The following is a 12,883-nucleotide window of genomic DNA, read 5'->3' on the forward strand; positions in this document are numbered from 1 at the left end:
GAAAAATGAATAAGATTATAAGTATATTGAAACCTACAGGCATGACATCTCATGATGTTGTAAGTAGAGTGAGAAAAATTTTAAATATAAAAAAAGTAGGTCATACAGGTACTCTTGACCCAGATGCTTCAGGTGTTTTACCAATCTGTATAGGAAAAGCTACAAAAGTATGTGAAGTTATTTTAAATAAGGATAAATCATATATATGTGAGCTTACTTTAGGTATTAGTACAGATACTTATGATGCATCAGGTGAAATTTTAAAAAAAGTTGATAATTTCAAATTGAGTAATGAAGATATAGAAAAAGCTTTTGATACACAAAGAGGAGAAATAAGTCAACTTCCTCCAATCTACTCAGCTTTAAAAGTAAATGGAAAGAGAATGTGTGATTTAGTAAGAAGTGGTAGACAATCTGAAATTACTTTAAAAACTAGAAGAGTGAATATAAAAGACATAAAAATACTCAGTATAAAAGGTAACAAGGTAATGTTTTATGTTGAATGTTCTAAAGGGACTTATGTAAGAAGTATTTGTCATGATATAGGAGAATACCTAGGTTGTGGAGCACATATGTCATTTTTGAATAGGACATCTTCTGGTAAATTTGATTTAGATAACTCGATAACACTAGAAGAACTAGAACTATTTTATGAAAATAAAACTTTAGATAAATACTTATACGATATAGACTACGTACTAGATTCGTTTAATTATATTGTACTAAATCCTAATGCCATAAAATATTATAGCAATGGTGGTTCAATAGATGATAAAAGATTTTTGAAAAATAATCTCAATAAGAATGATGAATTTGTAAGAGTATATAGTACAGATAACTTCTTAGGATTAGGAAAATTATCAAAACACAATAATACGATAAGTGTTAAAAGTGATAAGATGTTTATATAATTAATGTATTTAAAAGAATGCCAAAAGAGATAGTACTATAATAACTTCTATAGTCTATCTCTTTTACTTATGCTATAATAGTTTGTGAATAAGTTAAGAGTAAATTATAATTTTAGCGGGGAACATTTATTATGGTGATTATAAAATCTATAGCAGAAATAGCAAACATAAAAGAAAGTGTCATTACCATAGGAAACTTTGATGGTGTGCACAAAGGACATCAAGTTCTTATAAAAAAAACAGTTGAATATGCAAAAAAAGAAAATATACAGAGTATTGTATTTACATTTGCAAATCATCCTGTAAATTACTTTAGACCAAACTCAACAAAAAATATCATAAGTAACAATGATAAGATAAAATTATTAGAAGACTTGGGAATAGATATAGTTGTAATCATACCATTTGATGAGTATATGACTAAAATACCTGCAAAGGATTTCGTAGATGAGATACTAGTAAAAAAATTAAAAGCCAAAAAAATAGTAATTGGACATGACTTTACGTTTGCAAGAGCAAAAGAAGGCAATGTGAATCTATTAAAAAGCTTAGAAGATGAATATGGTTTTGAGGTGGAAGTAATAAAGCCAATCAAAATAAATGATGTAAGAGTGAGTAGTACTTATATTAGAAGTTTAGTATCCCAAGGTGATATGACTAATGTCAAAGAGTATTTAGGTCGTAATTACGAGTTAGAAGGTTGTGTTATACATTCTAAACACCTTGGAAGAACTATGGGATTCCCAACAGCAAATATTGACCTTAAGAATAACATGCTCGTTCCTAAAAGAGGTATTTATGCTTCTATTGTACATATTGGAGATGAGACTTATTTTGGCGCTACAAATGTAGGTTATAATCCAACAGTCAATGGAAAATCTTTATCTATTGAAACCAATATTTTAGAGTTTGACAGAGATATTTATGGTAAAAATATAATTGTTGAATTTTTGGAAAGAATAAGGGATGAAAGAAAGTTTAATTCAATAGATGACTTAAAAAATCAATTGTTTAATGACACAAATTACGTATACGAAAACTATGTTTGCAAAAACAAGTAATGTATGATAAAATGATTAAGGAAAATAACCGTTACTCGGCATTTGAATACTCCAATCAATGCTTAGTAATAGGCGTTTCTAAAAAAATACGGAGGTAATCTAAATGATAAACAAATCAGAAATAATCAAAGAATTTGGAAGAGTTGAAGGAGATACTGGTTCTCCAGAAGTACAAATAGCTTTATTAACAGCTAGAATAAACGAGTTAAATGGACATTTAAAAACTCATAAAAAAGACCACCATTCAAGAAGAGGACTATTAAAAATGGTTGGTAGAAGAAGAAACTTATTAGCTTACTTAAAAGAAAAAGATCTTGAAGGATATAGAGCATTAATAGCTAAGTTAGGATTAAGAAAGTAATTTCATTCTTTATAAAAAAGCAGGTATAGTGTATACCTGCTTTTTTATAGTTAATTCATTATAAAGTAAAATAGTTAATAATAAAAGTAGTTTATATATTATAAAAAATTATAAAATGAATAATATTGGGTAAGAATATTAGATAAGTATATAAATACATAATCAATTTAAGAGGAAAGACAAGATAAATATAGAAACTTTATAACAGTATAATTAGTTGGAATAAGGAGGATATTATTTTGAAAATAAAGTTAGTATGTGATAGTTTATGTGATATTCCAGATGAAATATCAGAAAAAGATTATATAGAAATAGTTCCACTTACAGTTATTTTTAGTGATAGAGAATATATAGAAGGAGTAGATATAAATAAAGAAGAGTTTTATAAAAAGGTAAAAGAAATCAAACAAATACCTAAAACATCGCAAGCTACATATATGGAATTTAAAGAAGTGTTTGATAAGTTTATAGAAGAGGGTTATCACATAATCTGTATGACAGGAGCATCAAATGCCTCAGGAACTTTTCAAAGTGCTATGATAGCTAAAAATGATGTAGCTGGAAATGAAAAAATACATATATTTGATACTCGAAACTTATCTCTTGGTAGTGGGCAATATATTATAAAAGCATGTGAACTTCTTGAAGAAGGATTAGCATTTGAGGAAATCATAGATGAGTTAGAAAATACTCGTAGTAGTGTGAGATTACTTTTTGCACCATATACACTTGATTTTTTAAAACAGAGTGGAAGAGTTCCAGTTGCAACTGCTTTGATAGGAAATATGTTAAATATAAAGCCTATATTTTTCTTTGATAATGGGGAAGCTAAGTTGGTAAATAAGGTTAGAGGAGTAAAGAATATAGCAAGCAAATTGGTTGATATAATTTTAGAAATGAATGAAGGTTCTTTAGAAGGAAAAATTGTTACAATCGGTTGTGGAGACAATCTACATGATTGTGAAATATTAAAAGAAGAAGTAAACAAAAGAATAAAAGCAAGAAGAGTATTATTTACTCGAGGAGGAGTTTCTATTTGCTCTCATACAGGACCAGATATATTAGCTATAAGTTGTTCTAATTAGCAGTAATATAAGCTTTTTGCATATATGTGCAAAGATAATTTTATATTGTTAATTTATAGTATTTTTGATAATATAGTAAATAGAGTGATATACGTGTTTTTAATAAGAGGAGGACAAGCATTAATGTTTGAACATAAAATATTTAAAATGGATTTTGCAGGAAGAGAACTTTCTGTAGAAATAGGAAAAATTTGCGAAATGACTAGTGGTAGTTGCATAGTTAGATACAGTGATAGTATGGTAATGGTAAATACAACTAAATCGGCTAAACCTAGAGACGGAATAGACTTTTTTCCTTTAAGTGTAGATTATGAAGAAAAATTATACTCTGTAGGTAAGATACCAGGAGGATTTTTAAAAAGAGAAGGTAAGCCTTCAGAAAAAGCGATACTTACATCAAGATTGATAGACAGACCAATAAGACCATTATTCCCAAAAGGATTTAGAAATGACGTTCAGGTAGTTGCAACTGTTTTATCAGTGGACCAAGATTGCACACCAGATATAGTAGCAATGATAGGTTCTTCTATAGCCCTTTCTATATCAGACATACCATTTAATGGACCAACTGGTTCAGTATGTATTGGTCTTGTAGATGGTGCCTTTGTTGTAAATCCAAATGCAGAACAAAGAGAAAAAAGTTCAATGCACTTAGTTGTTTCAGGTACAAAAGAAGCTATAATGATGGTTGAAGCTGGAGCAGATGAAGTTCCTGATGATGTGATGCTAGAAGCTATCTTATTTGCTCATCAAGAAATAAAAAAAGTGGTTGAGTTTATAGAAGGTATAGTTGCAGAAGTTGGGAAAGAAAAATTAGAAGTGGAATTGTACCATGCAGGGGAAGAAATAACTCAATTGGTTCGTGAATTTGCAACTGATAAGATGAAAGAAGCAGTTCAAACTTTTGAAAAATTAGAGAGAATGGAAAATATGGATAGAGTTAAAGGAGAAACTTTAGCTCATTTTGAAGAAACTCTTGAAGATTTTGAAGATTACATTGGAGATATAGAAGAAGTATTACAAGATATAATAAAAGAAGAAGTAAGAAAACTTATAGTACATGAAAATGTAAGACCAGATAATAGAAAACTAGAGGAAATAAGACCTATATGGTGTGAAACTGGTATGATACCTAGAGCTCATGGTTCAGCTATATTTACTAGAGGGCAAACTCAAGTACTTAATGTGGCTACTTTAGGTGCTTTAGGAGATGTTCAAAAGCTAGATGGATTAGATGAAGAAGAAAATAAGAGATATATGCATCATTATAATTTCCCTGCATATAGTGTTGGGGAAGCTAGACCATCAAGAGGACCAGGAAGAAGAGAAATAGGACATGGTGCTTTAGCAGAAAGAGCTTTATTACCAGTTATACCATCTCAAGAAGACTTCCCTTATGCTATTAGATTAGTTTCTGAGGTATTAAGTTCAAATGGTTCTACATCTCAAGCAAGTGTATGTGGTTCAACATTATCTTTACTTGATGCAGGTGTACCTATAAAAGATATGGTTGCAGGTATAGCTATGGGACTTATAAAACATGATGGTAAAGTTGCAGTACTTTCAGATATACAAGGTATGGAAGACCATTTAGGAGATATGGACTTTAAAGTGGCTGGTACAGAATATGGTATAACAGCAATACAAATGGACATAAAAATAGATGGTATAGATAAGGAAATTCTACAAAGAGCTTTAAAACAAGCTAAAGAAGGTAGAATCCATATATTAGGAGAAATGAGAAAAACTATATCTCAACCAAAACCAGAACTTTCACCATATGCACCTAAGATTGTTAAGATGCAAATAAATCCTGATAAAATAAAGGATGTAATAGGACCTGGTGGAAAGATTATAACTAAGATAATAGATGAAACTGGAGTTAAAATAGATATCGAACAAACTGGAGAGGTATTTATATCAGGTATTGAGATTGATATGATTAAGAAAGCTCAAGAGCTTATAAATAACATAGTAATCGAGCCAGAAGTAGGAAAGACTTATAAAGGTAAAGTAAGTAGAATAATGAACTTTGGTGCATTTATTGAAATACTTCCAGGAAAAGAAGGATTACTTCATATATCTCATATAGCTCATGAAAGAGTTGCTAAAGTTGAAGATGTATTAAATATAGGAGATGAAGTTGAAGTTAAAGTTACAGAAATAGATGAAAAAGGAAGAGTTAATTTATCAAGAAAAGTTCTTTTACCAAAACCAGAACATAAAAATAAATAATATAATAAATAATTAAAGGCAAAATCTTATGATTTTGCTTTTTTTATTGTAAATATATATCTTCTTAAATGATACAAATTATATTGACATGTAAAAAAGTATTTACATTATATTTAGTGCATAAATAAAGCTTTCTTTTAATAGTATTAAATAAGAAACAATTTGTACATAATTAGGGGGAGTTTTAATGATAATGATGGTACTTAACAAGAGTAAACTCAAGAAAATAATAATACTAATTTTAGTTTTATTATTGGGGTTATCAGGAGGAGTAATGGTATTAAAAATGTTCAATAATAAACCAGTATTCAACTTCTTTAATGGGGTAGACTTACCATATGAAAGAGGTACAAAAGATAAAAGTGGATATGTTGCATTAACTTGTAACATAGACCTTGGATGGGAAACAGAGTATGTAGAATCCATTTTAGAGACACTTAAAAAGGAAAATGTAAAAATTACTTTTAATGTGACTGGTAAGTGGGCAGAAAAGAATAAGGATGAATTATTGAAGATAAAAAAACAGGGACATGAAATAGGCAATCATGGATACAAACATTTAGACTATTCAACACTATCATACGAAGACAATTATGAACAAATAGAGACATCTAAAAAAATAATTGAAGAAATAATAAATGAAAAAACTAAATTTTTTCAAGCACCAGCGGGTTCTTTCGGTCCAGAGACAGTAAAAGCAGCTAAAGCATTAGGATATACATCAATAAAATGGGATGCTGACACTATAGACTGGAAATATAAAGACCAGCCAGAAGTAATAATTGATAGAATGAAGAAAAAAGATATTAAAGATAATAGTATAATATTAATGCACCCAACAGATGCAACCACAAAATGTATAGATGATATTATAGCAATTGTAAGGGAAAAAGGACTAAAACCAGGTAAACTCAGTGATGTGTTTAAGTAGACAAAGTATAAATATTTGATTAAGATTGTATAAGTTGTAGTTGAATTAATTAAAAGACTGACTTATAATGTAATACATATAAAAATAAATATAATTAAAACATAGTGTTTTCAATAATCCAATATAAAACAAAGAATAAATTTTTAGGAGAATGTAATGTATAAGACAAAAATACTGGAAAATGGGCTTACAATAATTGGTGAAGAAATACCATATCTAAAGTCAATAACATTAGGTATTTGGATAAATGCAGGTTCTAGAATAGAGGAAGAACAGGTGAGTGGAACTTCTCATTTTATAGAGCATATGATGTTTAAAGGAACCAAAAATAGAACATCAAAGGAGATTGCTAGCTCAATAGACAATTTAGGTGGGCAAATAAATGCATTTACAAGTAAAGAATGTACATGTTATTATGTAAAATTAATAGATGAGCATATAGATACAGGAATCGATGTATTAAGTGATATGATACTAAACTCTAGATTTGATAAAAATGATATAGATAAGGAAAGACTTATAATATTGGAGGAACTTAAGATGTATGAAGATTCTCCAGATGACTTATCTTATGATTTGTTAGTAGAAAATATATATGCTAATGATGGTTTAGGGATGAATATAATTGGTACAAAAGATTCTCTATATAATATAACTAGGGAGTCTATGTTAGAATACCTAAACAAGTATTATATTCCAAATAATGCTGTTATTTCTATAGCTGGAAACTTTAATTTTGATGATATGGTAGAAAAAATCAAATCGAAATTTGGACACTGGGAAAAGAAAAGGTTGAATATAGAAATAAGTGAGGCTAAATTTAATCCTTGCTTTATATCAAAAAACAAAGATACTGAACAGGTAAACTTAGCTATGTGCCTAAAAGGTATTCCATTTGAAAATGATGATGAAGTGTATTCAATGGCAGTAGTGAATAATATTTTTGGTGGAAGTATAAGCTCAAGACTTTTTCAGAAAATAAGGGAGGAAAAAGGTTTAGTATATTCTATATACTCATCACAGACATTGTACAGAAAGTGTGGTGAATTAGGCATATTTGCAAGTATGAGTACAGAAAACTTGCCAGATGTTTATAATTTAATAAAGAAAGAAATTGAAAATATAAGGAAAAACTATCTTACAGAAAAAGAAATATTTGAAAGTAAGGAGCAATTAAAAGGCAATTATATATTGGATTTAGAAAGTACTAGCAGTAGAATGATGTCTACTGGTAAATCTATGTTACTTAGCAAAAAAGTAAAAACTACAGATGAAATACTTGAATGTATAAATAATGTTGATATTAATTCAGTAAAAAAAGTTGTTGATAAGGTCTTCAATATCGAAAATATTGGTACATGTATAGTTGGAAGAGATGTAGAAAAGATTCTACATCTGGATTAATATCTTAAAAAGTAAATCTCTGGAGGTATAAAAATATGAATTTATCTGAAATAGCAGGTAAGGAAATAGTTAACTTGGTCACAGGAGAAAGATTGGGGGTCATTGGGGAATGTGACCTTATATTAGATGAAACTACAGGCGGTATATTAGCGCTTTTAATTCCAAAAGAAAAAGGTTTTTTTGCCAGAAGAAAAGATAAGTCATTTTTAGAAGTACCATGGAGAAATGTGAAAAAAATAGGTAATGACATGATAATTATAGAATATGAGGGATATATTTAGGAGGAAAAAATGAGTATTTTAGTGCAAAAGTTTGGTGGGACATCAGTAGAATCATATGAAAAAATGAATGAAGTATGTAAGATAGTAAAAGCATACAAAGAGAATGATGAAGAATTACAATTAGTACTAGTAGTTTCAGCAATGGGTAGAAAAGGAGCTCCATATGCAACAGATACACTTATAAATTTGTGTAGTGCAGTAAATGACGAACCAAATAAGAGAGAACTTGATTTAATAATGTCTTGTGGTGAAATAATATCAGGAACGATTCTTGCTAACTTATTGAATGCACAAGGTATAGAATCTGTTTTCTTTACTGGTCAACAAGCAGGTATAATTACAAGTGATGAATATTCTAATGCAAAAATAAAGTATATAAATCCTAAAAAGGTAAAAAGAGCTTTAGACAATGGCAAAGTTGTAGTTATAGCTGGATTCCAAGGTGTAACAGATGATGGAGAAATAACTACCCTTGGAAGAGGAGGAAGTGATACATCAGCAGTTGCTATTGGGAAAGCTTTAGAATGTGAAACAGTTGAAATTTACACTGATGTAGATGGTATAATGACAGCAGACCCTAGAGTAGAACCAAATGCTAAAGTATTAAGTTTTATAGATTATGAAGAAGTATTCCAAATGGCTGATAAAGGTGCAAAGGTAATACACCCAAGAGCAGTACAATTAGCTAAAAGTGGCAATATAACTTTAGCTATAAAAAATACAATGAACCCAACTTTTGAAGGTACAAAAATAGGTTCTTTATGTAGACACTTAGAAGAAAATATAGAATATGAACAAGAAAAAGACTTTAATGTTGCTGTTGCAAACAAAGATAGTGTAGCCCAAGTTAAGATTAAATCAGCAGAAGAAGTGTTTACAGAAGTATTAAATGAGATAGAAGATAAACTTATAACTATAGATATGATAAACTTCTTTATATCAGAAAAAGCATTTGTTATTGAAGATGCTGATATAAAAGCTTTAAAGGAAATACTAGATAAATTTGAATTGGATTATGAAATAAATAGAGATTGTGCCAAAGTAACATTGATATGTTCAAGAATTGCAGATGAAATGTCTGGTATCATGTCAAAGGTAGTTAGAGGATTATCAAAGGCAGGAGTATCTCTTTTACAAACATCAGACTCAAACATGACTATATCTTGTTTAGTTAGTGAAGAAGATATGCACACAGCAGTACATGCAATACATCAACAATTTTATGTAAAATAAACACTATAATACAACTATTTTTATTCAAATTTTAATAATTTTACGTATATCTTAATATATTTGATTTATTTGGTAAAACTAAGTTAAATATGATTTTGATAGGAGTTTTTTTATGAAAGATTATAGAGAAGATAATGAACCATTTGATAAAGATAGTTGTAGAAGAGAATCTAGTTGTGAAGAAAGAGAGTGTATAAAGCAATTTGGTACTAATGAAATGCCACCTCAGCCTCCTAAGGATACTCAGTGTCTGACAATAATTGGAGAAATTGAAGGTCATTTTATAGGAAATCCTCAAAAAAAAGCCACAAAATATGAACATATAATTCCAATGTTATATTCAATTGAGGAGAGTAATGAGGTTAAAGGTGTGTTAGTTGTTTTAAACACTGTTGGAGGAGATATTGAGGCAGGTCTAGCTATTGCAGAACTCTTAAACAGTACATCTAAGAAAGTGGTTACTCTTGTTTTAGGAGGAAGTCATAGTATAGGAGTTCCTCTTGCTACAGCAGGAGATTACTCATTTATAGCACCAACAGCAACTATGATTATACATCCTGTGAGAACTACTGGTCTTGTGATTGGTATAAATGAAACTTTTGAGTATTTTAAAAAGATGCAAGATAGAATAATTCAGTTTATAATAAGAACATCAAATATCAAAAAAGATGTACTTGAGAAACTTATGCATGAAAAAGATGAGCTTGTAAGTGATGTTGGTAGTGTATTGATAGGAAAAGAAGCTGTAGATTATGGGCTTATAGATGAAGTTGGAGGACTAAAGGAAGCTCTTAAAAAACTAAAAGAGCTTATAAAAGAATCTGATGAAGAAAAAAATAATGATTAAAATTTGTTTAAATAATAAAATTTATGATATAATGATGTAATAAAGTAGGAGTGTTAGTGTTAAGGCATTAGCACTTTTTGCTGTGAAGGGGTAAAACTTGCTAAAAATAAGGAGTGATATTAATGGCCACGAAAAAGAAGAAAAAAAAGAAGGTAAATACCTTAAGTTTTAACGCAGAATATCATAATTTAATAACGATATTTATAGGTGTATTTTTATTATATAGTTTAAATTCTAACTCTATGGGATGGGTACCTGTGTTAATGCAGAATCTTTTTAAAGGACTATTTGGGGGGCTTTCCATAGCAATACCATTTATAGTAATTATAACAGGACTTTTAGGATTTTTTGATGGAAATGAATATATATATAGGCTAAGAAAGACTAAATTATACTACATAATTATTTTATTTATCTTTGTATTTTATGGATTATTAAATGCAGGAACTCTTCCTGTAGATAGTCCACTAAAAGGTAACATGTTTGATGATGTTATGAAAATGGGTGTGAGTGGACAAGGTAGTGGTTTGATAGCAACTACTATTGCATATTATATGAGTAAAATATTTGGTATAGCAGGTGGATGGTTAATAAGTGTATTTGCTCTTATACTTTCTATCATGTTTATATTTAATATTTCTATAAAAGATTTGGTATCAAATGCAAAATCAAAATCTAAAGCATCAAAAGACAGTAATTTAACGTTTAAAGATAAAATTGCAAATATGAAGAAATCTGCAATAGATATGATGACTGATGAAGTAGATGAAACCACTATAAACAAGAAACCAGGTTTCTTTAAAGGGTTAATGTCAAAAGGTCGTAATGATGAGGATGAAGAAGAGGAATATTTTGAAGAAGAAAATGGTGATAGTGTAGATGATAAGACTATTAAAATAGTTGGATTTAATAAAGCAGAAGATGAGTATTTAGAAATATTAGAAGGAACTCAGAGTATGCCAGAGTTAGATGTTTTAAAGGAATTACAAAAAGCTACAAATGAAAATTCAGTTGTAGATATTAAACCAGAAAAAAAAGTTGATATAAACAAACCTAACTTAAATATAGAAAAAACTCAACCTATGAGTATCATAGCAGAATCAGTTAATGAAGATTATTCAAACTATAAGAAGCCTAGCATTGAACTCTTAAATAAAGTAAATAAGAAATCTGATGAAAATGGTAAAAAGAAAGTGTTAAAAAATGCTTCTCTTTTAGAAAAAACATTATCAGATTTTGGAGTAGAAGCGAAAATTAATCAAGTTACAGTTGGACCTACTATAACTAGATATGAGATACAGCCAAGTCCAGGAGTCAAAGTAAGTAAAATTGTAAATTTAACAGATGACATAGCTCTAAGCTTAGCAGCTAAAAGTATAAGAATTGAAGCACCAATTCCTGGGAAAAGTGCAATTGGAATAGAAGTTCCAAATGAAGAAGCTCAAATGGTTGGAGTAAGAGAAGTTCTAGAAAGCGAAGAATTTAATAATTTTAATTCTCCTCTTGCAATGGGGCTTGGAAAAGATGTTGCAGGTAAAATTATAATTGGAGATATAGGTAAGATGCCACACTTACTAATAGCTGGTTCTACAGGTTCAGGAAAGAGTGTATGTGTAAACACATTAATAAGTAGTATATTATATAAGGCAAATCCTGATGAAGTAAAGCTACTATTAATAGACCCAAAAGTAGTTGAGCTTGCAAATTATAATGGGATACCACATCTATTAATACCAGTAGTTACTGACCCTAAAAAAGCTGCTAATGCCTTGAACTGGGCAGTTACTGAGATGAATAGAAGATATAAACTCTTTGCAGATGCTCAAGTAAAAGACGTAACAAGTTATAATGAGAAATCTGAAGAAAAATTACCTAAAATAGTAATAATAATAGACGAGCTTGCAGACTTAATGATGGCAAGTGCAAATGATGTAGAGGACTATATTTGTAGACTAGCTCAAATGGCAAGAGCTGCTGGAATGCACTTGATTGTAGCAACTCAAAGACCTTCTGTTGATGTTATAACAGGGGTCATAAAAGCTAATATACCATCTAGAATAGCATTTGCAGTATCATCTCAAACTGATTCGAGAACAATACTTGATATGGGTGGTGCAGAAAAGCTTCTAGGTAAGGGAGATATGTTATTTTACCCACTTGGTGCAGCAAAGCCAGTTAGACTTCAAGGTGCATTCATATCAGAGAGTGAGTCAGAAAAAGTAATTGATTTTGTAAAGAGTCAGGTTAAAGATGGAATAAAATACGAAGAAGATATAATTGAAACTATATCTAAGGTTAATACTTCAAAGAGTAGTGATGAAGATGAATTCTTGAGTGAAGCAATAGAATTTGTAGTGGAGAGTGGTCAAGCATCTGCTTCTATGTTACAAAGAAGATTTAAAATAGGATTTAATAGAGCAGCTAGACTTATAGATTCTATGGAGGAAAGAGGCATAATTGGAGCTAGTGAGGGAAGTAAACCGAGAAAGGTATTAATAAGCAAACAAGATTTGCAGAATTTAGAAGGTGAATAG

At 29.7% G+C, this 12,883-nt stretch carries 11 protein-coding genes; all 11 read left to right on the top strand.

The window, feature by feature from the left end; genetic code table 11:
• Positions 1 to 5 precede the first annotated feature (5 nt).
• Positions 6 to 911: a tRNA pseudouridine(55) synthase TruB gene (truB, locus tag ACTG46_RS06595; RefSeq protein ID WP_054269800.1), complete on the top strand. Its 906-nt coding sequence runs from the start codon at positions 6 to 8 to the stop codon at positions 909 to 911.
• 131 nt (positions 912 to 1,042) lie between these two features.
• Positions 1,043 to 1,972, top strand: coding sequence for a bifunctional riboflavin kinase/FAD synthetase (locus ACTG46_RS06600; RefSeq protein WP_054269801.1), 930 nt, complete (start codon positions 1,043 to 1,045; stop codon positions 1,970 to 1,972).
• Positions 1,973 to 2,075: 103 nt separating this feature from the next.
• A complete protein-coding gene (gene rpsO / locus ACTG46_RS06605) occupies positions 2,076 to 2,333 on the top strand; it encodes a 30S ribosomal protein S15 (protein ID WP_021384061.1) in 258 nt (85 codons plus the stop codon).
• Between the two features lie 239 nt (positions 2,334 to 2,572).
• On the top strand, positions 2,573 to 3,418 hold the full coding sequence (locus ACTG46_RS06610) for a DegV family protein (protein WP_479923786.1): 846 nt from the start codon (positions 2,573 to 2,575) through the stop codon (positions 3,416 to 3,418).
• A gap of 123 nt (positions 3,419 to 3,541) precedes the next feature.
• Positions 3,542 to 5,653, top strand: a complete 2,112-nt coding sequence (gene pnp, locus ACTG46_RS06615; protein WP_231300564.1) for a polyribonucleotide nucleotidyltransferase — start codon at positions 3,542 to 3,544, stop codon at positions 5,651 to 5,653.
• A gap of 187 nt (positions 5,654 to 5,840) precedes the next feature.
• Positions 5,841 to 6,584, top strand: coding sequence for a polysaccharide deacetylase family protein (locus ACTG46_RS06620; RefSeq protein ID WP_054269804.1), 744 nt, complete (start codon positions 5,841 to 5,843; stop codon positions 6,582 to 6,584).
• A gap of 156 nt (positions 6,585 to 6,740) precedes the next feature.
• Positions 6,741 to 7,988, top strand: a complete 1,248-nt coding sequence (locus ACTG46_RS06625) for a M16 family metallopeptidase (protein ID WP_054269805.1) — start codon at positions 6,741 to 6,743, stop codon at positions 7,986 to 7,988.
• A gap of 35 nt (positions 7,989 to 8,023) precedes the next feature.
• A complete protein-coding gene (locus ACTG46_RS06630; RefSeq protein WP_003419503.1) occupies positions 8,024 to 8,269 on the top strand; it encodes a YlmC/YmxH family sporulation protein in 246 nt (81 codons plus the stop codon).
• A gap of 9 nt (positions 8,270 to 8,278) precedes the next feature.
• Positions 8,279 to 9,502 carry an aspartate kinase gene (dapG, locus tag ACTG46_RS06635; RefSeq protein ID WP_479923787.1) on the top strand — a complete coding sequence of 408 codons (1,224 nt, stop codon included), beginning with the start codon at positions 8,279 to 8,281 and terminating at the stop codon, positions 9,500 to 9,502.
• A 112-nt stretch (positions 9,503 to 9,614) separates the two neighbouring features.
• Positions 9,615 to 10,349 (top strand): ClpP family protease, encoded by a 735-nt coding sequence (locus ACTG46_RS06640; RefSeq protein ID WP_054269807.1) that lies wholly within the window; start codon positions 9,615 to 9,617, stop codon positions 10,347 to 10,349.
• 122 nt (positions 10,350 to 10,471) lie between these two features.
• Positions 10,472 to 12,883: an FtsK/SpoIIIE family DNA translocase gene (locus tag ACTG46_RS06645; RefSeq protein WP_479923788.1), complete on the top strand. Its 2,412-nt coding sequence runs from the start codon at positions 10,472 to 10,474 to the stop codon at positions 12,881 to 12,883.

The sequence above is a fragment of the Clostridioides sp. LIBA-7678 genome, from assembly GCF_056716065.1.

Bases quoted from the DNA above. Each gene is read 5' to 3' on its own strand.
- truB (WP_054269800.1), top strand. From the start codon at position 6: ATGAATAAGATTATAAGTATATTGAAACCTACAGGCATGACATCTCAT.
- ACTG46_RS06645 (WP_479923788.1), top strand. From the start codon at position 10,472: ATGGCCACGAAAAAGAAGAAAAAAAAGAAGGTAAATACCTTAAGTTTT.
- ACTG46_RS06620 (WP_054269804.1), top strand. From the start codon at position 5,841: ATGATAATGATGGTACTTAACAAGAGTAAACTCAAGAAAATAATAATA.
- dapG (WP_479923787.1), top strand. From the start codon at position 8,279: ATGAGTATTTTAGTGCAAAAGTTTGGTGGGACATCAGTAGAATCATAT.
- ACTG46_RS06640 (WP_054269807.1), top strand. From the start codon at position 9,615: ATGAAAGATTATAGAGAAGATAATGAACCATTTGATAAAGATAGTTGT.
- ACTG46_RS06600 (WP_054269801.1), top strand. From the start codon at position 1,043: ATGGTGATTATAAAATCTATAGCAGAAATAGCAAACATAAAAGAAAGT.
- rpsO (WP_021384061.1), top strand. From the start codon at position 2,076: ATGATAAACAAATCAGAAATAATCAAAGAATTTGGAAGAGTTGAAGGA.
- pnp (WP_231300564.1), top strand. From the start codon at position 3,542: ATGTTTGAACATAAAATATTTAAAATGGATTTTGCAGGAAGAGAACTT.
- ACTG46_RS06630 (WP_003419503.1), top strand. From the start codon at position 8,024: ATGAATTTATCTGAAATAGCAGGTAAGGAAATAGTTAACTTGGTCACA.
- ACTG46_RS06625 (WP_054269805.1), top strand. From the start codon at position 6,741: ATGTATAAGACAAAAATACTGGAAAATGGGCTTACAATAATTGGTGAA.